This is a genomic window from Amycolatopsis ponsaeliensis (assembly GCF_030182635.1).
Classification (GTDB): domain Bacteria; phylum Actinomycetota; class Actinomycetes; order Mycobacteriales; family Pseudonocardiaceae; genus Amycolatopsis; species Amycolatopsis ponsaeliensis.
On sequence record NZ_JAPZLD010000031.1, the window covers coordinates 104589 to 126526 of the forward strand.

Below are 21938 nucleotides of genomic sequence, written 5' to 3' on the forward strand. Positions count from 1 at the left end.
ACGCGTGAACGCAGAGCGACCGAACGGCCGGGGCACCGGCGACGAGGTGGCCGACCTGGCCCGGCGCGCCGGGCAGCTGGCGGGCTGGGCCGCGCGCACCGGGTTCGCGCTCGGCCGCAGGCTCCCCGGCGTCGAGACCGCCGAACGCGGGGTGCGGCAGGTCGAGCGTCAGCTGCTGGCCGAGCTGCGCCGCCGCCTCGACGAGGTCGACGACCCCTACCACGCGGCGCTGACGGCGGCGTCCGCGATGAACCGCCCGGCGGTGCCCGGCAAGGTCGAAGCCACGGTCACCATCGTGCCGGCGCGCGACAACCACGCCGAGCCGCTGCGCGCCGCGATGGCCGAGCTGCTCAACCACTCCATCGGCTTCGGCCGCGAACGGGCCCGCGAGTACTTCTACGCGATCATCCTGCGGCAGCTGACACCCGACGAGGCGCGCATCCTGTCGGCGCTGTCGGACGGCTCGCCGTTCCCCACGATCGACGTCGCCGAGCGCACCGGCCTGGGCGGCGCCGGCCGGCTCGTGCTGCGCAACGCGTCGACGGTCGGCAAGGCGGCCGGGGTGTCGCTGCCCGACCAGGTGCCCGGCTACGTCACCCGGCTGATCGGGCTCGGCCTGGTCGACCTCGACGAAGAGGTGCCGTCGCTGGAGACGCAGTACGAAATCCTGATGACGGACGAGACGGTGCGCGACGCGGAGAAGCACGTCAAACGCGCGAAGTTCGTCAAACGGACGATCCATGTTTCGCGTCTCGGCGCGGAGTTCTGGCAGGCCTGCGACCCGAGCTTCGGTTAGCGGATGGGGTCGTTCCTCGCCGGCATCGTCGCCGACTTCGCGCAGCACTGGCCCCTCTACGTCTCGATCCCGATCGTCGCCGCGCTGATCGGCTACGGCACCAAGCTCGTCGCGATCCGGATGATGTTCCAGCCGGTGGAGTTCATCGGCGTCAAGCCGTTCCTGGGCTGGCAGGGCATCGTGCCCAAGCGCGCGGCGCGGATGGCGAGCATCGCCTGCGACACGATGACCGAGCAGCTGATCAAGCCGGCCGAGGTCGTCGCGCGCCTCGACGCTTCCCGGATCGCCCAGGAGATCGAGAAACCGCTGCTCGCGGGCGTCGAGGACATCGTCCGCGAGGTGGCAGCGCACTACCAGCCGGGGCTGTGGGAGTCGCTGCCGGTGCGGGTCCAGCGGCTGGTGATCGAGCGCGTCCAGCACGAGTCGCCGCGGATGGTCGAGGCCGTGCTCGACCTGATCAAGTCCGATGTGGACAGTGTGTTCGACCTCAAGGGCATGGTGGTCACCAGCCTGGTCAAGGACAAGCGCCTGCTGAACCGCATCTTCCAGGAGGCGGGCGCGAAGGAGTTCAAGTTCATCGCGCGGTCGGGTCTCGTGTTCGGCGGCGCGATCGGCGTGATCCAGATGGTGGCCTGGATCCTGTTCAAGTTCCCGCTGATCATGCCGCTGTTCGGCCTGTTCACCGGCTGGTTCACCGACTGGCTGGCGCTGCGGATGATCTTCTACCCGATCGAGCCGCGGCGGTACTTCGGAGTGCAGTGGCAGGGCCTGTTCCTCAAGCGGCGCGCGGAGGTCGCGGAGGCGTACGGGTCGCTGATCGCCAAGGAGATCATCACCCCGCACAACGTCATCGAGGCGATCCTGCAGGGGCCGCTGTCGGACCGGGTCCTGGCGTTGATCCAGCGTCAGCTCGACCGGGAGCTCGGAAGCGTCGCGAAGCCGCTGCTGGTGTTCGCGGTGGGCAGCCGCAAGTACCAGGACATGAAGCTGTCGATCGCGGAGCAGATCATGGGGCGCCTCCCGGAGACGATGCGCTACATCGAGGACTACGCGACGGACGCGATGGACATCCGGAACGTGCTGGTGTCGAAGATGAAGGAGCTGTCCCCGCACGAGTTCGAGCGCTTGCTCCGGCCGGCTTTCGAGCAGGACGAGTGGATCTTGATCGCTACGGGCGCGGTGTTGGGGTTCGCGGTCGGTGAGGGCCAGGTGCTGCTGCTGGAGCACCTGGCGGCTTAGGAGTCGTACGCGAGCCTCGCCGCACCGACTTTCTCGCGGTGCTTCGCCGCCCACGCCGAGAGCGCGTGGAGCGGCTCGTCCAGCTCGGCCGCGTGCGGCGTCATCGTGTACTCCACCCGCGGCGGAACCTCCGGGTAGACCTTCCGCGTCACCAGCCCGTTGCGCTCCAGCCCGCGCAGTGTCAACGACAGCATCCGCCGTGACACGCCCGTCAGAGCGCGCTCCAGTTCGCTGAACCGCCGGGGCCCGTCGCCGAGCTGGACCAGGACCCGGATCGCCCACTTGTCACCCACCAGGTCCAGGACCTCGCGCAGCGAGCACATGTCGGCCGGGGGAGTTTCGGTGTTGTCCATCGCCGTGACCTCATTCGTAACAGACGTGTGCCGTCGTACCAGAAAAGTGCCGTCTTCCAGCGGAAACGCATCCGGTCCACGATCGATTCCGGCACCTCGGAGAAAGGAACCAGGAATGACGAAGACAGTTCGGTTCGCGGCGGAAGGCGGACCGGAAGTGCTGCGGCTCGTGGACACCGACCTGGGTGAGCCGGGGCCCGGTGAGCTGCGGCTGCGGGTCGAGGCGATCGGGCTCAACCGGGCCGAGGCGATGTTCCGCTCGGGCGCCTATTTCGAGCGTCCGGGCGAGTTCCCGGCCAAGCTCGGCTACTCGGCCTCCGGGATCGTCGAAGCCCTCGGTGAGGGCGTCACGAACTTCGAAGCCGGCGACGCGGTCAGCACCATCGCGGGCTTCTCGATGCGGGACTACGGCGTCTACGGCGAGGCGGCGATCGTGCCCGCGGCCGCCGTGCTGAGCCGTCCCGAAGGCCTCGACGCCACCGAAACCGTCGCCCTGTGGGGACCGTTTCTCACCGCGTACGGCGCGATCGTCGACGAAGGCCACGTGCGCCCCGGTGACTTCGTGCTGATCACCGCCGCTTCGAGCAGCGTCGGGCTCGCCACGATCGACGTCGCCAACCACATCGGTGCCGTCCCCATCGCCGCCACGCGCACCGCGGCGAAGAAACAGCGGCTCCTGGACGCCGGCGCCGCGCACGTGATCGTCACCGACGACGAAGACATCGCCGTGCGGACAACGGAAATCACCGGCGGGCGCGGCGCGGAGTTCGTCTTCGACGCCGTCGCCGGGGAGGGCGTGCGCAAGCTGGCCGAAGCCACGGCGAAAGGCGGGACGCTCGTCGTCTACGGCGCGCTCGACGCCAAGGAGACCCCGTTCCCGCTGTGGTTCGTGCCGACCATGCGGCTGTTCAACGCGTTCGACCTGACCCTGGACCCCGGGCGCCTGGCCCGGGCGGAGCACTTCATCCGCGCGGGCGTGCGCGCGGGCACCTTCCGGCCACGCGTGGACCGGACGTTCGACCTCGCCGACATCGCCGAGTCGCACCGCTACCTCGAGGCGAACGCCCAGTTCGGCAAGGTGGTGGTCACCGTGGACGGCTGAGCGGGCGAGCAAGTCCACCCGAACGGCCGTACACCCGGACGTATCCCTGCGCTTACCTTGCGCCTCTACTCTGCGGCAGGACGACGACGGGCGGGGGAGCCTCATGCCTCAAGCAGCCGAACCTTGGCAGCAGGAGATCCGCCTGGCGATGACGATGGTCGGCGGCTCCAGCCTCGCCATCTGGATGGGCGGCGTCGCCACCGAGACGTCGCAGCTGCTGCGCGAGTCGCGGGGCGACGCCGGGCCCGGGCTCTACCGGAAGCTGCTCGACCTCCTGCGGGCCAAGGTGTCCATCGACGTCCTCACCGGGACCAGCGCCGGCGGGGTCAACGCCGCCTGTCTCGGCCTGGCCGAGGCCTTCGGCTCCACGCCGGAGGTGCTGCGGGACACCTGGATCGAGGTCGGCTCGCTGGAGAACCTCGTCCGCGACCCGGCCGAGGCGCAGCCGCGGTCGATCCTCGACGGCGATCGCGTGCTGCTCGCCGACTTCGAGCGGGCGCTGCACCGGATCTCCGACGCCGGCTCCGCGCCCGCCGAGCCGCCGGACGTCACCGTGCTGCTCACCGGCACCATGATCGACGGCGAGACCACCCGGTTCGACGACGCGCTCGGGAACCTCGTGCGGGACACCGAACACCGCATGCTCTTCCGGTTCGACGGTCCACTGTGGACGCAAGGCGTGCAGGGCCCGCTGGCGCTCGCCGCGCGCTCGACGGCGTCGTTCCCGGGCGCCTTCGAGCTGTCGCGGATGCCGATCGGTGACGCCGCCGCCGACGAGCTGCACCCCGACATGACCGCCTACACCGACCTGACCCGCTCTCATTGGCTCACCGACGGCGGGGTGCTGCTCAACAAGCCGCTGCGGCCGGCGCTGCGGGAGATCTTCGAACGCCCGTCGCACGCGGACGTCCGGCGGTTGCTGCTCTACGTCGTGCCGACCGGCGAACGGGAGGCGACCGAGATCGCCTGCGACGCCGCGAACCCGCCGTTGCTGTCGAGTGCGATGAGCAAGGTCGTCTCGACGGTGATGAGCCAGTCGATCAGCGCCGAGCTGGAAGACCTGACCCGGCACAACGACGCCGTCGTCCGGACCCGCGACACCCGCGTCTCGCTGGCGGCGCTGGGCCTGCGCGGCGGGCCGGAGTGCCTGGTCGACCAGGGGATCGCCACCGCGTACCTGGAGCGGCGGACGGCCGAGGACGCGGCCGAGCTGGTGCGCGTCGCCACCCGCCGGTACGCACTGTCCGATGTGGACACCGAGGACCGGGAGTGGGCCTCGGGGATGTCGCAGCAGCTGCGCGCGGTCGCCGTGGCCGGGCTGAGCAGCGGCATCCCGCCCGAGCCGCCGTCGGCCGGCGTGTCCGTGGCGGACCTCGTCGCGTACCGCACGAGCGCGCTCGACGACGCCGTGGCGACCGGGCTGCAGCTGATCAACGCCGGGTTCCGGCTCGGCCCCGACCCCGCGCAGGCGAAGGAGCTCAACGACGCGCGGGCGGGACTGCACGCGGCGCGGAAGAAGTCCGCCCGGGGCACGCGGCTCGAGCAGTGGGTGGCCGCGCACGACGGACCCGGCGCGAGCAGCACCCTCGAAACCTGGCTCCGCGAGCTCGCCGAGGAGTGGGCCGGGCTCGGCCGCTCGGACGACGTCGCGCAGGCCTGGCCGATGGTCGTGACGGCGCTCCGGGCCGCGACGCCCGTGTTGCGGACCCTGAGCGAAGAAACCCCCGGCACGGTCAAGACGCTGCTCGACTGGCTGGCCCTGCCCGACGGCGGCGACGAGGTCGTCCAAGCGCGGCTGCTCGGCCTGCACGTCGCGACGCGGGGGCTGCTCGCGCAGGCGCCGTCGGTCGACCAGCGGGTCGAGCTCGTGCAGGTCAGCGCCGATTCGCGGACGCTGCTGGACCTGAAGCGCCGCCGGTCGGGAGACAAGCTGACCGGGATGCAGGCCGACTACTTCGGCGCGTTCTACAAGTCGTCGTGGCGGGCCAGCGACTGGATGTGGGGCCGCGTCGACGGCGCCGGCTGGCTGGTGCAGTGCCTGCTCGACCCGCGGCGGCTGGAGACCCTGCGCGACCTCGTCGGCGCGGACGCGTTCCGGGAAGAGCTCAAAGCCGCGCTGACGCCGATGTGGCGCGTACCCGACCGCGACGACAACGCCGAGCCCGCCGAGGTGGGGGAGCTGACCGGCCAGCTCGACGCCGAGCTGGCGTTCCTCGGGCTGGACTCGAAGCTCGGCACCGTCGACTTCGCCGCCGAGCGGCCGGTCAGCATGCCGGTGACGGCGATGGTGCTGGCCCGCACCCGCCAGGCGGAGATCGCCGCGGAGGAGCTGCCGGTCGTCGCGAAGCAGGCGGCCGCCGACGTCAAGGTGAGCGGCTGCAGCGGCGCGGCCTCGGCCGGGTTCCGCGCCCGGGCCGCGCAGCCGATCGCCGACGCGGCCGCCGCCCAGCGCGTGTTCCAGGCGTGTCAGGTGTCGGCGGAGAAGCTCGCGGGCGAGCAGGGCACGGCACAGCTGACGCGGACGCTGGTCAAGCTCGGCGCCGCGACGGTCAACGCGGGGGTGGTGGCGTTCCGCTTGCCCGGCGGCTGGCCGACGACGGTCGCGGGCATCCTGCGGACGGTCGCGCGCAGCACGGCGAAGGTCACCCAAAGCGCGTCCAAGCTCGGCACCCCGGGCTCGCTCGCGGCGGGCGTGCTGGCGTTGCTGGCCGGCCTGGTGATCGGTGACAGCGGCGGCGCGATCCTGCAGTGGATCGGCCTCCCGGTGCTGGCCGGCGCGGTCATCTACCTCGCGACCGCGCTGCTGACGATGGGCCGCACCGCACGCCGGGTGTTCGCGGCCCTGGGTGTGCTGGTCGTGGCGGCGCTGCTGCTGGCGGCGTTCCTGCCGCCGATCGCGCAGCCGTTCTTCGGCTGGCTGGGCAGCGTCGTGGCCGGCTGGCGGCGCGGCGAAGGCGCGGTGTGGTGGCTCGTGGTGTCCGGCCTGCTGATCCTGCCTGCCGTGGTGATGCCGGTCAGCGGGGCCTGGCGCCGGCTGCGGCACCGGCGTCGCGCCTGACCGGACGATCCGTCGTCGGCCGGCCTCCTGAGCGCGAGACGTCCGGGAGAGAGCGCCGCTCGTGCGGACTCGTGCGGAATACGGCCCGTCGCCTTGCGATCACGGCCTCGAAGGTTCAGGGTGCGGGTAGGTCGCGAGCCACGGGTGCGCGACCCAGCCGCGCGTATGCCCCGGAACCGTCCACTTCAAACATGTTTGTGGGACTCCTCACCGGGTACTCCGCGTCGCCCCAGGTCATTGCGGGGTCGGTGAGCTGCGTCGCTGGCAGGTCGAAAATTCTCTGTTACGTTTCCTGAGTATGTCCGTAACGCACTTGATCGAATCGCCGACCAAGGCGGACGGCGCGCAGCTGTGGCGAATCGCGCGCGATTCCGCCAAGCTCGATCTCAACTCGCCGTACGCATACATGCTGTGGTGCCGCGATTTCGCCGGGACATCGGTGGTCGCGCGTGAGGACGGCAAGGCGGTCGGATTCGTGACCGGCTACCGCCGGGCGGAAGAACCCGACGTGGGGTTCGTCTGGCAGGTCGCGGTCGACGCGTCGCAGCGGGGAAAGGGCCTGGCCGGCACGCTGCTGGACGCGCTGTACACGCGGCTCGTCGCCGACGGGGTGCGTTACCTCGAGACCACCATCACCCCGGACAACGAAGCGTCCATCCGGCTGTTCACGTCGTTCGCGAAGCGCTGGAACGCCGCGGTGGAAACGAGTGTGCTGTTCGGTGGCGAGGATTTCCCCGAAGCCGGGCACCTCCCCGAAGAGCTTTACCGCATCGGTCCGCTCACAGCACGCAAAGATCCGGGCGAGTAGGAGAAAAGAAACGTCATGAGCATCTTCGAAGAGCTCGAATCCGAGGTCCGCAGCTACAGCCGCGGCTGGCCGGTCGTGTTCGACCGCGCCCAGGGCAGCCATCTCTACGACGAGAGCGGAAAGTCCTACCTGGACTTCTTCGCCGGTGCCGGCGCGCTGAACTACGGGCACAACAACCCGGCGCTCAAGCAGGCGCTGATCGACTACATCCAGCGTGACGGCGTCACGCACGCGCTCGACATGTTCACCGTGGCCAAGCGCGACTTCCTGCAGACCTTCCGCGACAAGATCCTCGACCCGCGCGACCTGAACTACAAGGTCGTGTTCCCGGGTCCGGGTGGCGCGAACGCCGTCGAGGCCGCGCTGAAGCTGGCGCGCAAGGTGACCGGCAAGGAGTCGGTCATCAACTTCACCAACGCGTTCCACGGCATGACGCTGGGCGCGCTGTCGGTCACCGGCAACTCGATGAAGCGCGGCGGCGCCGGCGTCCCGCTGGTGCACGCCACCCCGATGCCGTACGACGCGTACTTCGACGGCGCCATGCCGGACTTCCTCTACTTCGAGAAGCTCCTGGAGGACTCGGGCAGCGGGCTCAACGAGCCGGCCGCCGTGATCGTCGAGGGCGTGCAGGGCGAGGGCGGCATCAACGCCGCGCGCCTGGAGTGGCTGAAGGGTCTCGACGACCTCTGCAAGCGCCACAACATCCTGCTGATCCTCGACGACGTCCAGATGGGCTGCGGCCGCACCGGGCCGTTCTTCAGCTTCGAGGAAGCCGGAATTAAGCCGGACATCGTCTGCCTGTCGAAGTCCATCGGCGGCTACGGCATCCCGATGGCGCTGACGCTGATCAAGCCGGAGCTCGACGTCTGGGAGCCGGGCGAGCACAACGGCACCTTCCGCGGCATCAGCCCCGCGTTCGTCACCGCGACCGAGGCGATCGACGTCTACTGGAGCGACGACGAGCTCGAGAAGTCGACCAAGGCGAAGGGCGAGCGCATCGCCGCCGCGTTCTCCGGCATCGTCGAGGCCTACCCGGACGCGAACCTCGTCGCCAAGGGCCGTGGCCTCGCGCGCGGCCTGGAGTTCGAGAACGGCGACCTCGCCGGCCGCGTCTGCGCGGAAGCGTTCGCGCGCGGCCTGCTGATGGAAACCTCCGGCCCCGACGGCGAAGTCATGAAGCTCCTGCCGCCGCTCACCCTGACCGACGACGAGCTGACGCAGGGCTTGTCGATCATCGACGAGTCCATCAAGGCCGTCCTGAAGAAGTAAAGGAGTACGACGTGCTCGTCCGCACCCTCGACGAGGTGACCGACACCGACGCCGACATCAAGACCCCGAACTGGCGCAGCAAGCGCATCATCCTGGCCAAGGAGGGCGTCGGCTTCTCGGTGCACGAGACCACGCTGTACGCGGGGACCGTCAACGACTTCTGGTACGCCAACCACATCGAGGCGGTGTTCATCACCTCCGGCGAGGGCGAGATCGAAGACCTCGCCACCGGTGAGGTGCACCAGCTCGAGCCGGGGACGCTGTACCTGCTCAACGACCACGACAAGCACCAGGTCCGGCCGAAGACCGAGATCAAGTGCGTGTGCGTGTTCAACCCCCCGGTGACCGGCCGCGAGGTCCACGACGAGAACGGCGTGTACCCGCTGATCACCGAATAATGACAGGGAAAACGGGAGAGGAAACAGGAGGCCAAGCCCGTGACGCTGATGGACACCCGGGTCGACGACGGTTACCCGACCCGGATCACCGGTACGCCGGCCCAGCTGCCGCGCGTGCACCCCACGGTGTGGGGTACCGAGGCCGACGGCCCGATCGACGCCGCCACCCTGGCCAACCACGAGACCAAGGGCTACACCGTGGTCGAGGACACGCTCTCCGTCGGCGAGGTCCAGACGTACTGGCAGGAGCTGGTGCGGCTGTCCGCCGACCAGGAGCTGGCCGGGGACGAGCGCGTCATCACCGAGGCGAAGACCGGTGAAGTCCGGTCGATCTTCGACGTCCACGAGATCTCGGACCTGATCGCCGAGCTGGTGCGTGACCCGCGCGTGCTGGACCGGGCCCGGCAGCTGCTCGGCTCCGAGGTGTACGTGCACCAGAGCCGCGTCAACTACATGCCGGGGTTCAAGGGCACCGGGTTCTACTGGCACTCGGACTTCGAAACCTGGCACGCGGAGGACGGCATGCCGTCGCCGCGCGCGGTCAGCTGCTCCATCGCGCTCACGGACAACTACCCGTTCAACGGCGGCCTGATGATCATGCCGGGCTCGCACCGGACGTTCGTCCAGTGCGCCGGCGAGACGCCGGACGAGAACTACAAGGCGTCGCTCAAGGACCAGCGGGTGGGCGTGCCGAGCGAGGACGACATCACGAAGATGGCGGCCGAGCACGGCATCGACCAGTTCACCGGCCAGGCGGGCTCGGCGCTGTGGTTCGACTCGAACCTCATGCACGGCTCCGGCAACAACATCACCCCGTACCCGCGCTCGAACATCTTCCTGGTGTTCAACAGCGTGGACAACGCGTTGCAGGAGCCGTTCGCGGCGGGCGCCCCGCGGCCCGCGTTCATCGCCGGCCGCGACTCGACCCCGATCTCGCGCTGAGCCCGGCGGTGACCGACCCGGTGCGCTTTGTTACCGTGTCGCCACCGCGCGGGCGTGTGGCTCGCGCAACAGACGTCTTCGCTGACGACCGTCGGGTGCTTCGCTCGGGGTGAGCTCGCCCGCCCGGTCGCCGGTGGTGACGGACGGGCGGACCGCGCCCCCTGGCGGCCCGGCCGGGAGTTCCACCACGACCCCGTACCAGCGGCTCGGGACCGCCGGTACGGGGTCGTGGCACGTCCGGGGTGACGGTTCTCCAGCGGATGTCGCATCCCGTCCCGCTCGGCGCTGCGGAATCCGCAGAACGGTCAAAACTCCTGGTACCGGCCCTGCTCGACAACCCGTCACCACGGTAGGTTGATTTCGCGGCGAGGGAGACCCCGGGGAGGTGGGCGCGAGCATGGCCGAACCCCGGTTCCAGCTGCTCGGGCCCGTCCAGCTCTTCGACGGCGAGGTCGCCGTCCCGATCGGCGGCCCCGGCGTCCGCGGCCTGCTCGCCCTGCTCGCGCTCAAGCCCGGCAAGGTCGTCGGGCTCGACGAGATCATCGACGCCCTCTGGGGCCACGATCCGCCCGCGACCGCCCGGACCATAGTCCACGGCAACGTCTCCCACCTGCGGCGGATCCTCCGGGACATCGACGGGCCCAGCATCCTGACCACCCCGCCGGGCTACCGCCTGGCCGTCGAGCCCGACCGGATCGACGTCCACCGGGCTCGCACCCTGCTGGACCGCGCGTCGCTGGCCACTCCGGAGGTCGCCGCCGGGCTGCTGGCCGAAGCGCTCGCGCTCTGGCAGGGCCCGGCGCTGGGCGGCGTGCCCGACTCGTTGCAGGCGCCGGAGCTGGAGGACCTGCGCCTCGCCGTGCACGGCGCCCGCGTCGACGCCGATCTCGACCTCGGCCGGCACGCCGCGCTGATCGTCGAGCTGAGCCCGATCGTCCGCGCCGATCCCCTCGCCGAGCGGACCGCCGGCCAGCTCATGCGGGCGCTGTACCACGCGGGGCGCCGCGGGGACGCGCTCGAGCTGTACCGGACCGTCTCGCGCGCCACCCTCGGCACCCTGGGCGTCGAGCCCGGCGCCGAGCTGCGCTGGCTGCACGAGCGCGTGCTCAACGACGACCTCCCGGTGCGCACCTCCGTCGTCCCGGCCGCGGCCGAGGACCCGGCCAAGCCGATCTCGCAGCTGCCCGCCGCGGTGCCGAGCCTGGCCGGGCGCGCCGACGAGCTGGCCTGGCTCGACAGCCTGATCACCCGCGCCGAGGCCGGCGAAACGACGATCGCGATCGTCACCGGGACCGCCGGCGTCGGCAAGAGCTCCCTGGTCGTGTGGTGGGCGCACCGGGTCGCGGCGCGGTTCCCGGACGGCGTCCTGTTCGCGTCGCTGCGCGGCTTCGACCCGCACCACCCGCCACTGGAGCCCGCCGAGCTGCTGACGCAGTTCCTGCTCGGCCTCGGCGTCGAGACCGCGAAGATCCCGGAGCTGCTGCACGAACGCGTCGCGCTGTACCGGTCGCTGATCGCCGGGCGGCGGATGCTCGTGCTGCTCGACGACGCCCGCACCGCCGAGCAGGTGCGCCCGCTGCTGCCGCCGAGCGCGCGGACGATGACCGTGGTGACCAGCCGGTCGCGCCTCGACGGGCTGGCCGTGTCGAACGCGGCCAAGCAGCGCGTGCTCGGCACGCTCGCGCCGGACGACGCCGTCCGGCTCATCGAGGAGCTCGCCGGCCCGGCCGACCTCAACCCCGCCCTCGCGCGGCTCTGCGGCTACCTCCCGCTGGCGCTGCGGATCGCGGGCGCGCGGCTTTCGGCGAGCGCCCAGCGCACCGCCGAAGAGCTGGTCGACGAGCTCGGCAACGAGCGCACCCGGCTGGCCGGGTTGCAGATCGACGGCGCCGAAGAGGGCGTGCGCGCCGCCTTCGACGTCTCGTTCCGCGGCCTGCCCGGCGAGATCGCCGAGACGTTCCTGCAGCTCGGCGCGGTGCCTGGGGTGATGGTCGGGCCGCACCTGATGGCCGCGGTGGCGCAGATCCCGGTCGTCGAGGCCCGGCGGCGGCTGCGCGCGCTGGCCGCGCACAACCTGATCGCCGAGACCGCCCGGGACGTCTTCGCCCCGCACGACCTCGTCTGGCTCTACCTGCGGGAGCTCGCGGAGCAGGAGCTCGACGAGAAGGAACGCGACGAGGCGATCGGCTGGACGGTCCGCTACTACCAAGTGGTGGCCGACCGGGCGCGGCGCAGGCTCGCCCACATCGTCGACCCGCTCGACTTCACCGGCGTGCTCACCGACGAGGCGATGCCGCCGCTCGTCGGCTTCGCCGAGGCGCAGGACTGGTTCGCGACCGAGTGGCCGAACCTGCTCGCGGCGCTGGACGCCGCGTACGCCGCGGGCCGCCACGACGACGTCTGGCGGCTGGCGCTGCTGGGCCACACCTACCGCGTCGCGTGCCCGCTGCTGGACGAGTGGACGCGGATGGCCGACCTCGGCGTCGCCGCCGCCGAAGCCGCGGGCGACGTCGCCGGGCAGTGCTGGCTGCGGCTCGCGCGGTGCGAGATCGCGCTGACGTTCGAGCTGCCGGGCGCCGGCCTGGCCGACGCCGAGCGGGCGCTGGAGCTGTCCGCGCGAGTGCCGGACGCGGCGCTGACCACGGCGGCCGACCTGAACTTGGGCCGCGCCTTGAGCCGGCGCGGCGAGCACGAGAAGGCCATCGACCGGCTGACGCGGGCGATCGCGCAGGCCCCGGACATCACGCAGCGCGGCCAGGCGCTCAGCAGCTGCGCGCAGGCGGAAAAGCGAGCGGGCCGCCTGCCCGACGCGATCGCCCACCAGCTCGCGGGGCTGGCGATCGACCGCGCCCTCGGCGACGACGACCGCGTGGTCGTCTCCCTGGACAAGCTGGCCGAGCTCAGCCTCCGCGCCGGCGACCTGGCGGCGGCGGAGCGGTACGTCTGGGAAGCGATCGACCTGGCGATCAGCCGAGAGTTCGCAGCGCGTGAAGGCGGGCTGCGGCTGACGCTGGGCCGGGTGCTGCGGGCGCGCGGTGATCTCGACAGCGCGCGGGAGCAGTTGGCGTTGTCCGTGCGTATTTACGAGCGGGTGCATCCGAAGCTGGTCGGTGAGGTGCGGACCGAGCTCGCCGAACTGCAGTGAAGATTTCGCGCGACAACTTTTCGGCGATGATCCGCATTCATGGCGAGAATTCCGGTTGCGAATGGATCACGACCCCGGCTCCGACGGTGAATCCTTAGTGGATTCTTAGTGCCTCCGGGCGGCGCCCGCGTAGGTTCGGCGGTGCCGGCTGAGCCCTAGGGGAGGGGCAGGCTGAGACGCCGGTGCCGGGCCCCGTGCGGGGAAACCCGCCGGGGCCGGGAGCCGCCAGGAGCGGCTCGTGGCGGCCCGGCCGGCCGACTTGGGGGTCAGGCCGGCCGGTCGCCAGGCTCCGGTAAAACCGCAGCTCAGCCGACGTTCGCCGTGCAGAGCGCGATGGTCGTCCCGCTGTTTTCCGCGACCTTCTTGCCGTCGACCAGAATGGCGCAGCTGATTTCGTTGCTGAGCTGCGCATTGCGGGTGTCCGCGGTGAGCGTCAAAAGGTACGAGCCATTGTTGTAGGACGCCCCGCCCTGCCACGCGTCGGTGCTGGCGGGCGAGTTTTCCGTCCGCTGGTCGGACAGGCTGCCGTAACGCACGGTAGCGCCGCCGCTCGAGGTCACCTGGAACGACACGGAGTGCTTGTCCCCGGCCACCGCGGGCATGTGCAGCCCGGACTCGCCGCCGCCGAGGAAGGTCGAGTACAGCAGCATCCCCGCCGTCGTGAGCAGCGCGGCGACCGAGACCACGATGGCGGTGATCGCCAGCCCGCGGTCGCCCGTCGTACCCTTCTTGACCTGGACGAGCCCGGTGACCGCCAGTACCAGCCCGATTCCGGCCAGCGGCCATGCGACGAACTCGATGTCCGGGACGAACGTGACGACCAGGGCGGCCAGGCCGAACAGCAGGCCGACGATCGCGAGGATGTTCCGTCCGGGCTTGGCGTTGGCTTGACGACGCTCCGTGGCCGTCACCGGTGGCGCGGGCCTGCCGTGGCGCGCGCTGGTCGGCGGCGGGTACTGCGGGTCGGTCATCATGCGGACCCCTTCGGGTGGGAGTGCGACGACGTTAACCCATAAGAGTGCCCACGAGCGAAATTGTTACATTCTGGAAAAAGTCATTGTCCCACCGTTTTGCGCCGGGTATCGGTATTTCCTGACAACGCGCGCAGGGTGTGGCCCGGTGATCAATGGGAAGAATATCGGAGTTCCCACTGTTCCGCGGTCGGTTTCCCGACCTCACGGCCGGTATCGTAAATACCGGACGAACCTCGGGATACCGCCGTGAAGCCTACGACGAGTGTCGGTACCGTCGCCCACGGCGAAAGTCGGATATCGGACTTATCAGTCGAAAAGGCTCACTTCAGGGGTGATTTCGAGGAGCTCGAAGACCGGCCGGCCGCGGCGGCCGTCGATCGTCGTCGTCCGCACGACGCGCAGCCGGGCGGTCACCGGGCGGTCGAGGTTCTCCTTGATCTCGTCGAGCAGGTCCTCGGCCACCGCGCCCTGGATCGTCCCGCCCGACTCGCGGTCGAGGTAGAAGATCCGGCGCCGGGTGCGGACGCCGTCGAGCCGCCCGCGCACCGTCTCGTAGCCGACGGCCTCGCGCGACTCCCGGAGGCTGCCCTGCAGGATCCGCGCCTGCTCGGTCGTCATGCTGCGGGTGACCTGCTCGCCCGCGGTCGGCGTCAGCGCCATGCCGATGCCGGCGTTCTTCGCGACGGCGTTGACGATGTCGCTCACGGCGTTGCGGACGGTGTCGCGCTGCAGCAGCACGGCGTCGAGCGCGCCGTCGTCCGAGCCGTTCGCAGGCAGGAAGTCGCACAGCTCCTTGACGGCCCGCTCGGACAGCGTCTCGATGCCGTCGACGATCAGCGCGTCGTCGACCGACTCGAGCTCGGGGAAACCGAAGAAGATCGCGTTGCCGGCCTGGCCGCGCTGGATCAGCGGCGCCTTGTCGCGGTCGGCCTGCTGGACGATCGTGACCTCGCCGGACGGGTTCCGGATGATGTGCCCGATCTTGGCCGTCGCGTCCTGCAGCGCGCGGCTGATGTCGGAGAAGGTGTACGCGTCGATGCTCTGCTCGCCGATCACCGAGACGTGCAGCAGTGGCGACCGGGACGTCCGCTCGAACTTGGCGTTCGCCGCCATCGCCGAGGCGCGCGCGAGGTCGTCGAGCCACGTGCCGCCGGGGATCTCGTCGGCGATGCGCCGGAACTCGTTCCTCACCAGATCATCTCCGGGTAGCCCCTGCCGCCTTCGGCCCAGACCTCGGCCCAGACGTCTTCGTCGCCGGGACGGCACAGGAAGCCGTCCAGCATGCCGCCGACCGGCTGCACCTGGTCGAGGTACATCGCGGGCTGCCCGACGATCACACCGCGCAGGGTCAGCAGGCCGTACAGCGCCGACCGGCCTTCGCCGTCGAGCCGCTTCAGCGCGCCCCACTCGTCCGGGATGAGGACGACGTCGAGGCCGCGCGGCGGGTGCGCGGTGCGCGTGACGAGCTCGCCGCCGATCCACGCGCGGCCGGACGGCATGATCCGGCGGGCCACGCCGAGGTAGCTGTTGAGCGCGCTGAAGAGGATCTCGCGCTCGTTCTGGTGCGGGGCGTCGAAGACCAGGCGTTCGTAGACGTCGGCGAGGTCGCAGGCGTGGCGGCCCGGCGGAAGGACCTGCTGCGCCGTCCAATGGGGGAGCGCCACGCCACCCCTCCTCCGGCCTCGCTCACAGTGCGTAGCCGAACTTACCAGGATGGGTGTCAGCCACCGCGCCCAGGCTGGTGCGGCCACTGCGGGGTGACCTCGTCGGCCTCCGGCCAAGCGGGTTCCTCTTCGGTGGGCCAGTCCTCGGCTTGCGCCCCGCGCTGCGGCGGCAACGGGAGATGGCCTTCGCGGTGGCCGGCTGGTTCGGGTTCTTCGTCGTCATGGATGCTTTCGGGCCGCTCGGTCCCGGGCTGCATCCAGGCCGCGGGGATGAACTGCGTCTGCTCGGCCGCCGAGGGCTCGTAGCGGTCGTCTTCCACGAACTCGGGCTCGGGTTCAGGTTCGAACCGGGGCTGGTGCTGAGGTTGAGGCTTGGGGCGCTGCGCGGTGCGCAGGACGAGCCACGAGGTGAGCGCGCCGAGGGTGAAGGCGATGATCAGCCACAGCCAGATCTGCCCGAACAGCCACACCATCTGCTCACTCACCCCTCAAACGACTGTGATGTCGACGCGCCGGTCGTCTTCGCCGCCGGTGGGCCGGGTGTCGCCGAGCCCCCGGTAGGTCACGCGCTTGGCGGTCAGCCCGGTGGTGGTGAGGATCCGCGTGACGGCCCTGGCGCGGTCCCGGGAAAGCTTCAGCGCGCCGCTCGCGCTGCCGGACCCGCGGGCGGCGTGGCCGGTGACGCGGTACCGGAAGGTGCCGGGCGACTTGGCGAGCGCGACCGCGACGGCGCGGGCGGCCTGTTCGCCTTCGGGGGTGAGCCGGGCGGTGTCCGGCACGAAGGTGATCGGCGCCTCGGCGAGCATCCGGTCGATCTCGGCTTGCACGCCGGCCTTGTCGGTGGGCGGCGGCGGAGCGGTGGCACTGGTGGTCGGCGGCGGGCTGCTGGTGCTCGGCGGCGTGGTGGTGGGTGCTTCGCTGCTCGGGGCCACCGGGGTGACGTCGCCTTGCAGCTGGGCGCCCCGGACGCCGTCGACGTTCTGGACGATCTCGAGGGCCCGCAAGGCCTGGTCGGGGGCGAAGCCGCTGAGGGTGGCGTCCCGGCCGTCGAAGGTGACGGTGCCTTTTCCGAGCCCGGCTCGGGCGAGCGCGGCTTGGGCGTCGGAGGTGAGGTCACGCTGGATGTTCCCGCCCTGGGCCCAGGTGACGACCCCCGCCAGCAGCGCGGTGACCAGCACCGCGATCGGGACCACGAGGATCCAGCGACGACCACCGGACATAAGGGGACTGTAAGCCGGGCGGGGCGGGTTGGCGAGCCGGGGAAGGGTGGTCGTCCACAAGTTGTCCCCAGGCGAGTCGACATGTGGACAACTGACTGGGGAGTGATCGTTCGGGCACTGAACGCCATGAGGGGCACCTTCATGGACTTAAGAGCCATGAAGGTGCCCCTCATGGAGCGCCGGGACCGGTCAGCTGGCCTGCTGTCGAGCCTGGGCGTTGTCCGGCACCTCGAGCACGTCCATCGGAACGAACGGCGCCAGCTGAGGCCGCTTCGGCGACAACCCATCTCCTATGGACTCCCCGCGCAGCTGCCGCCGGATCCACGGCAGCAGGTGCACCTTCGTCCACGTCAAATCCGATCGCCGCGAGTCGATCCAGCGGCTCGGGACCGCCTCCGAAGGCCACGGCTCGCGCCAGTCGTCCTCGATCGGGACCCCCAGGACCTCCGCCGACTTCAGTGCGATCCGCCGGTGGGCGTCCGGGGAGAAGTGCAGCCGGTCGTCACTCCACGCGCGGCGGTCGTGCAACGGCGCCATCGTCCACAGGTCGACCATCCGGGCGCCGTGGCGCTCCGCGATCGCCCACAAATGGGTGTTGTAAATCCCCACCTTGCCTCGCAAAACCGACATCACGGACAGCGCCTTCGTGTCCGGGCCGTTGAAGATGAGCACCGGGATCCGCGCCTCGCGCAGCTTCGCGACGCCCTCCTCGAAGCGCTCCACCACCGCGTCCACGTCCGCCCCTGGGACGATGATGTCGTTGCCGCCCGCGCACAGCGTGACCAGGTCGGGCTTCAGTTCCAGTGCGATCGGGAGCTGCTCGTCCATGATCTCGTCGAGCATCTTGCCCCTCAGCGACAGGTTCGCGTAGCGGAAGTCGGGCCGCCCACCCGCCAGGATCTCCGCAAGCCGGTCGGCCCAGCCGCGGAACGAGCCGTCCGGCAGCGCGTCGTTGAGCCCCTCGGTGAAGCTGTCCCCGATCGCTACATAGCTGTCGAATCCATACACGGTGGGTCCCCTTCCCGTCCTGCGACCGACTCCCCGACATGTAGTTGTACACCACAACTAACCATCCGGGCCCCTCCGGTGTTCAGTCTGCGGTAACAGTGTCTTATCTTGTCGGCCTTCTCCGCCTCTCTATTACGTAGTTTTCACCGTCCTTATGCCGGGAGACCGCACACTCGAAGGCAATCACCAGAGTCTTGTGGCGAAGATCTCCCTGCTTGCCGCCTCCCGGGCACGATCCGGCACGCTGGACACGTGTCCGCTGAACCCCGTGAGTCGCTCGCGCAGATCCTCGGAGGCCGCCGGGGCGCGCTCGACGCCAGCATCCCGCCCGCCGGCTTCGTCGTCGGCTGGCTCGCGGCCGGGCAGTCCATCGCCTGGGGCGCCGGCGTCGCCATCGCGGTCGCCGTGGCCCTCGGGGTCTACCGGATGGTCCGCGGCGGGAAGATCCGCGCGCTCGTCGTCAGCCTCGCCGCCGTCGTCGCGGCCGCGCTGATCGCCCTGCACACCGGCCGCGCCCAGGACTTCTTCCTGCTGCAGCTGATGTCCAATGTGGCCAGCGCACTGCTCTGGGCGGCCAGCATCGTGATCCGCTGGCCGCTGCTCGGCGTCGTCGTCGGCCTGGTGCTCGGCCAGAAGACGCGCTGGCGCCGCGACCCCGTGCTGCTGAAGGCGTACTCGCGCGCCAGCTGGGTGTGGGTGTTCGGCCAGTACGTGCTGCGGGTGGTCGTCTACGGCCTGCTGTGGTGGTCCGGCCAGGTGATCGCGCTCGGCGTCGCCCGCACGGTGCTGTCGTGGCCGCTGGTCGCGCTGACCGTCGCGGTGAGCGGCTGGGTGCTCTACCGGGCGTTGCCCCCGGAACACCCCGGTTTGCGCTTGGCCCCGGAAACCGGTCCGGACGACGTACCCAGGACATAAGGCGGCCCCCGGCGAGGGGGGAGGGTCCGGGGGCCACTGACTACGTTACCCGGCCGACGGGGGTTCAGTCGACGTTTTGACGTCTTCGCGTCGCGTTTTACTCAATTTTTTAGGGAAATACTGGTCTAACCACCCCTTCGCCGAAGGCGTCCACGGCGGCGAGCCAGGCCGCCCCGAGCACCCCATCGGAGCTGGTCAGCACCTCGAGCCCGGCCAGTCCGCGGCGCACGAGAGCGCCGACGGGGCTGGTTCCGGTGAGCACCGAACCCACGAGCACGACCGGGGTCGATTCGCCGGGTTCGCGCGCGGCGAGGGCGTTCGCGACCAGAAGTTCAGCCGCCCGGGTGACGATTTCGCGCGCGCCGGGCTCGCCGGCGTCGTGCGCCGCGCTCACCAAAGGGGCGAACCGCGCGAGCCGGACCGGCGCCTCGGCGTTGGCCGTCGTGATCAACGCGCGCGACGCCGCGAGCCGCTCCGCGTCCGTCCGGACGTCCAAACCGGACGGTCCGAGCGCGGCGGCGAGCACCGCCGACGGCAAGCCGTCGAGGGGCAGGCCGCGCCCGAGAGCCTCCAAAGTGGATCGGACGGCTTCGCGGCCGAGCCAGAACGCGGACCCTTCGTCGCCGAGCAGCCAGCCGTAGCCGCCCGCGGTGCCGGCCAGCCGGCGCTTGCGGATCCGGCCCGCGATGGAACCGGTGCCGGCGACGAGCACGGTCCCGTCCGGCGCCGACGTCGCGGACGCGTACGCCACTTCGGCGTCGGCCACGACCCGGACGCCGGTGAGCCCGATCCGCGCCCACGCCGCGTCGAACACCGCCGCCACGCGCACGTCGCTGAGCTTGCTGACCCCGGCCATGCCGACGACGGACGCGCGCACGTCGCCCGGATCGCGGGTGCCCAGCGCCGCGGTGATCGCGTCGGCGATCCGGCCCGCGGCGACCTCGGGCGCGTGCGCGTTGGGGTTGGCGCCGTCGCCGCGCCCGGTGCCCAGCACCGCGCCGGTGGCGTCGACCAGTGCGGCCCTGGTCGACGTTCCGCCGGCGTCGACGCCGATCGCGTAGCTCACCTCGTCTTGGTCACCTTCAGCAGGCCGCGCGGGCTGTCCGGGTCGCCGCCGCGGGCGAGCGACAGGCCGAGCGCGATCCGCTGGATGGGCAGGATCTCCAGGATCGGCGCCAGCTCCTCGGCCGTCGGGGCGACGTCGATGCGCAGCGCCGCCGGCATCTCCGAGGCGGCCGAACCGACCGCGAGGACGTCCGCGCCGCGCTTGCCGACGGCCTCGAGGACCTCGTGCATCGCCTGCCCGCCCTGCCCCTTGCTGGTCACCGCGAGCACGGCGGTCTCGCCGTCCACCGCCGCGACCGGGCCGTGCAGCAGGTCCGCGCCGCTGTACGCGCGGGCGGCCAGGTAGCTGGTCTCCGCGAGCTTGAGCGAGCCCTCCAGCGCCGACGCGTAGGAGTAGCCGCGGCCGGTGGTGAGGACCCGGTCCACGAAGCGGTACCGGTCGACCGCGCGCTGGACACCCTCGGCGGAACCGTCCAGGGTCTGCCGCGCCAGGTCGCCGATCTTCTCGGCGTCGGCCGCCTTGCCGCCGCGCACCGCGTCGATCAGGAGGTAGAGCGCCATCAGCGTCGCCGAGTACGTCTTGGTCGCGGCGACGGCCTTCTCGAGGCCGGCGCCGATGTCGACGCCGAGTTCGGACGCCGCCCGCAGCGGCGAGTCCGGCGTGTTGGTGACGGACACCGTCAGCGCGCCCTGGCGGCGCGCCGTTTCGGTGACCTCGATCAGGTCGGGCGAGCCGCCGCTCTGGCTGACCGTGACGAACAGCACGTCCCGCAGGTCGGGCCGCGCGCCGTACAGCGTCGCCGTGGACGGGGAGACAAGACCAGCCGGAAGGCCTAGCAGTACCTCGATCAGGTACTTCGCATACAACGCTGCGTGGTCACTCGATCCACGCGCGGCGAGCAAAGCGAAGCGCGGAGGCCGTTGTGAGATCTTTTCCGCCACCTCGGCGATTTCCGCCTGACGCCCCACCAGTCCGGCCAGGACGTCCGGTTGCTGGTCGATCTCCGCGGCCATGTGCTCGCCGGGCCGTTGTTCGGTCATCATTTTCCTCTCCACCTCCGGCATTATGTACCGGACTCAGGCGGCGTCGGTCAGGTCTAGACCAATGTTAGTGGGGCGGCGTGTTTGGGGAAAAGGGTACGTTTCTTACGGGGACGTGGCGCGCAATGAGGGAAGACATAGGGAGTCGGGCATGTTGGAGACCACCACCACGGGCGAGGCGGGCGTCGTCGCCGGGCTGCGCGGGCAGCGCGAGCCCAAGTACTGGGCGCTGAAACAGCACCTCCTCGACCTCCTGGACGTGCTGCCGCCCGGGTCGCCGATCCCGACCGAACGCGCGCTCGCCGGGGAGTTCACGGTCTCCCGCACCACCGTGCGCCAGGCGCTGGCCGACCTCACGGCGGAGGGTCGTCTGCACCGTGTGCAGGGCAAAGGCACCTTCGCGGCCGAACCGAAGCTCGCGCAGCGGCTGCAGTTGTCCTCCTACACCGAGGACATGCGGCGCCAGGGTCTGAAGCCGTCTTCGAAGCTGCTGGAGCTTGAGGAGCTCCCAGCCGAGGGCGACCTCGCGAAACTGCTCGGAATCCGTACTGGTGCGAAAATTCTTCGCCTTCGACGGCTTCGACTGGCGGACTCGCAGCCGATGGCGCTGGAGACTTCGCACCTGCCGGCCGGCCGATTCCGCGGGCTGCGCAAGCACGTCTCGGCGGGCGGTTCGTTGTACGCCGTTCTACGCGAGTACTACGGAGTGGAACTGGAACGCGCCGAAGAGTCGATCGAGACGTCGCTCGCCGGTCCGGAAGAGGCGGAAATGCTCGGCGCGGACGTCGGCATGCCGGTGCTCCGGCTGACCCGGCACTCGTTCGCCACGGACGGCAAGCCCGTCGAGTACGCCCGCTCGGTCTACCGCGGCGACCGCTACAAGTTCGTCACCACGCTGCTGCCGTGACCCGGTGTTGACGGCGATCACCCCGGACGGTGAA

The 21938-nt window shown here is 70.7% G+C and carries 20 protein-coding genes; 11 read left to right on the top strand and 9 right to left on the bottom strand.

The genetic code is table 11. The annotated features are described in order from the left end of the window. The first annotated feature begins 4 nt into the window (after positions 1 to 4). Complete coding sequence (locus QQ657_RS36510; protein ID WP_284746881.1) at positions 5 to 796, top strand: Abi-alpha family protein; 792 nt, start codon at positions 5 to 7, stop codon at positions 794 to 796. A 3-nt stretch (positions 797 to 799) separates the two neighbouring features. Continuing rightward, positions 800 to 2035, top strand: a complete 1236-nt coding sequence (locus QQ657_RS36515) for a DUF445 domain-containing protein (RefSeq protein ID WP_284746882.1) — start codon at positions 800 to 802, stop codon at positions 2033 to 2035. Here QQ657_RS36515 and QQ657_RS36520 read toward each other — a convergent pair. Continuing rightward, complete coding sequence (locus QQ657_RS36520; protein ID WP_284746883.1) at positions 2032 to 2388, bottom strand: winged helix-turn-helix transcriptional regulator; 357 nt, start codon at positions 2386 to 2388, stop codon at positions 2032 to 2034. The two genes, QQ657_RS36515 and QQ657_RS36520, sit on opposite strands and share 4 nt — an antisense overlap. Before the next feature lie 115 nt (positions 2389 to 2503). Here QQ657_RS36520 and QQ657_RS36525 point away from each other — a divergent pair, with 115 nt between their 5' ends. The 7 genes from QQ657_RS36525 (at position 2504) to QQ657_RS36555 (ending at position 13110) form a co-directional block, all read left to right on the top strand. Next, positions 2504 to 3490 carry a zinc-dependent alcohol dehydrogenase family protein gene (locus QQ657_RS36525; protein ID WP_284746884.1) on the top strand — a complete coding sequence of 329 codons (987 nt, stop codon included), beginning with the start codon at positions 2504 to 2506 and terminating at the stop codon, positions 3488 to 3490. 103 nt (positions 3491 to 3593) lie between these two features. After that, positions 3594 to 6548: a patatin-like protein gene (locus QQ657_RS36530; RefSeq protein ID WP_284746885.1), complete on the top strand. Its 2955-nt coding sequence runs from the start codon at positions 3594 to 3596 to the stop codon at positions 6546 to 6548. Positions 6549 to 6846: 298 nt separating this feature from the next. Then, entirely contained in the window at positions 6847 to 7356 is a 510-nt protein-coding gene (ectA, locus tag QQ657_RS36535) for a diaminobutyrate acetyltransferase (RefSeq protein ID WP_284746886.1), read from the top strand. A 15-nt stretch (positions 7357 to 7371) separates the two neighbouring features. Further along, the gene (gene ectB / locus QQ657_RS36540; protein WP_284746887.1) at positions 7372 to 8625 is read left to right on the top strand and encodes a diaminobutyrate--2-oxoglutarate transaminase; all 1254 of its coding nucleotides are present in this window, start codon (positions 7372 to 7374) and stop codon (positions 8623 to 8625) included. 11 nt (positions 8626 to 8636) lie between these two features. Next, positions 8637 to 9023 (top strand): ectoine synthase, encoded by a 387-nt coding sequence (locus QQ657_RS36545; RefSeq protein WP_284746888.1) that lies wholly within the window; start codon positions 8637 to 8639, stop codon positions 9021 to 9023. 39 nt (positions 9024 to 9062) lie between these two features. Next, positions 9063 to 9965 carry an ectoine hydroxylase gene (gene thpD / locus QQ657_RS36550; RefSeq protein ID WP_284746889.1) on the top strand — a complete coding sequence of 301 codons (903 nt, stop codon included), beginning with the start codon at positions 9063 to 9065 and terminating at the stop codon, positions 9963 to 9965. 397 nt (positions 9966 to 10362) lie between these two features. Next, positions 10363 to 13110: an AfsR/SARP family transcriptional regulator gene (locus QQ657_RS36555; protein ID WP_284746890.1), complete on the top strand. Its 2748-nt coding sequence runs from the start codon at positions 10363 to 10365 to the stop codon at positions 13108 to 13110. 305 nt (positions 13111 to 13415) lie between these two features. Here QQ657_RS36555 and QQ657_RS36560 read toward each other — a convergent pair whose 3' ends face one another. From QQ657_RS36560 to QQ657_RS36585, 6 genes are all read right to left on the bottom strand, one after another. Further along, complete coding sequence (locus QQ657_RS36560; protein WP_284746891.1) at positions 13416 to 14084, bottom strand: DUF4190 domain-containing protein; 669 nt, start codon at positions 14082 to 14084, stop codon at positions 13416 to 13418. A 306-nt stretch (positions 14085 to 14390) separates the two neighbouring features. Further along, positions 14391 to 15275, bottom strand: coding sequence for a hypothetical protein (locus QQ657_RS36565; protein ID WP_284746892.1), 885 nt, complete (start codon positions 15273 to 15275; stop codon positions 14391 to 14393). After that, positions 15272 to 15748 carry a DUF6932 family protein gene (locus QQ657_RS36570; RefSeq protein WP_284746893.1) on the bottom strand — a complete coding sequence of 159 codons (477 nt, stop codon included), beginning with the start codon at positions 15746 to 15748 and terminating at the stop codon, positions 15272 to 15274. Before QQ657_RS36570 ends, QQ657_RS36565 begins: the two co-directional genes overlap by 4 nt. Before the next feature lie 56 nt (positions 15749 to 15804). Continuing rightward, the gene (locus QQ657_RS36575) at positions 15805 to 16233 is read right to left on the bottom strand and encodes a hypothetical protein (RefSeq protein ID WP_284746894.1); all 429 of its coding nucleotides are present in this window, start codon (positions 16231 to 16233) and stop codon (positions 15805 to 15807) included. 3 nt (positions 16234 to 16236) lie between these two features. Then, complete coding sequence (locus tag QQ657_RS36580; protein WP_284746895.1) at positions 16237 to 16968, bottom strand: OmpA family protein; 732 nt, start codon at positions 16966 to 16968, stop codon at positions 16237 to 16239. A 189-nt stretch (positions 16969 to 17157) separates the two neighbouring features. After that, the gene (locus QQ657_RS36585; protein WP_284746896.1) at positions 17158 to 17976 is read right to left on the bottom strand and encodes an SGNH/GDSL hydrolase family protein; all 819 of its coding nucleotides are present in this window, start codon (positions 17974 to 17976) and stop codon (positions 17158 to 17160) included. A gap of 252 nt (positions 17977 to 18228) precedes the next feature. Between QQ657_RS36585 and QQ657_RS36590 the strand changes: the two genes are divergently transcribed. Continuing rightward, complete coding sequence (locus QQ657_RS36590) at positions 18229 to 18891, top strand: DUF3159 domain-containing protein (protein ID WP_284746897.1); 663 nt, start codon at positions 18229 to 18231, stop codon at positions 18889 to 18891. A gap of 109 nt (positions 18892 to 19000) precedes the next feature. On the opposite strand, the gene QQ657_RS36595 is transcribed toward QQ657_RS36590, so the two are convergent. Further along, positions 19001 to 19957, bottom strand: coding sequence for an N-acetylglucosamine kinase (locus tag QQ657_RS36595; protein ID WP_284746898.1), 957 nt, complete (start codon positions 19955 to 19957; stop codon positions 19001 to 19003). Next, positions 19954 to 21000: an SIS domain-containing protein gene (locus tag QQ657_RS36600; RefSeq protein WP_284746899.1), complete on the bottom strand. Its 1047-nt coding sequence runs from the start codon at positions 20998 to 21000 to the stop codon at positions 19954 to 19956. The genes QQ657_RS36595 and QQ657_RS36600 overlap by 4 nt, the downstream gene beginning before the upstream one ends. A 148-nt stretch (positions 21001 to 21148) precedes the next feature. Here QQ657_RS36600 and QQ657_RS36605 point away from each other — a divergent pair, with 148 nt between their 5' ends. Continuing rightward, on the top strand, positions 21149 to 21904 hold the full coding sequence (locus QQ657_RS36605) for a GntR family transcriptional regulator (protein ID WP_284746900.1): 756 nt from the start codon (positions 21149 to 21151) through the stop codon (positions 21902 to 21904). The last annotated feature ends 34 nt before the right edge of the window (positions 21905 to 21938 follow it).